General features: G+C 76.8%; 1 protein-coding gene. It reads right to left on the reverse strand.

Translation table 11 applies throughout. From position 1 onward, the window contains the following. On the reverse strand, positions 1–505 hold a 505-nt coding region (locus DW299_RS19255; protein ID WP_342589057.1), incomplete at both ends, for a DUF6716 putative glycosyltransferase.

Raw genomic sequence — 505 nt, forward strand, 5'->3', positions numbered from 1 at the left:
CCGCGCGCGGCGGGCACCCGGCGCGGAGGCAGCGCGCCCGCTCGGCGCAGCGCGACCAGCTCCTGCACCCGGTCCCACCAGTCCGACTCGGCGGCGGGGTGGAAATAGTTGTCGCGCAGCCAGGCCGGGTGCGGGCGCCGGAAGCGGCCGGCGACGACCTCGCCCGCCCCGCCCAGCAGCCCGCTGCCGACGAAGACCGTGTTGAGCAGGCTCTTGCTCACCCCGAAGCGGTCGAGCGCGATGACCGGCACCCCGTGCGCCAGCGCCTCCACGGCGGCGGTCGAGCTCACGGTGACCAGCCCGGCCGCCGTCTCCAGCGCCGTGTCCATCGGAGCGTGCGAGAACACGAGGTTCCGCGGCCGCGCGGCCCCGAAGAGCCCGGTGTAGGGCTCGCGGTCGAGGTGGGTCTCCGCCTCGCCCTGTCGCGCACGCAGCTTCACCACCACGCGCCGGTCGGGGTCGGCCTCGGCGGCGCGCACCAGCAGGGCCGCGATGTCGGCCCTCG

The sequence above is a fragment of the Microbacterium sp. K35 genome (assembly GCF_004794375.1).
In the GTDB taxonomy this organism is placed as follows: Bacteria; Actinomycetota; Actinomycetes; order Actinomycetales; family Microbacteriaceae; genus Microbacterium; species Microbacterium sufflavum.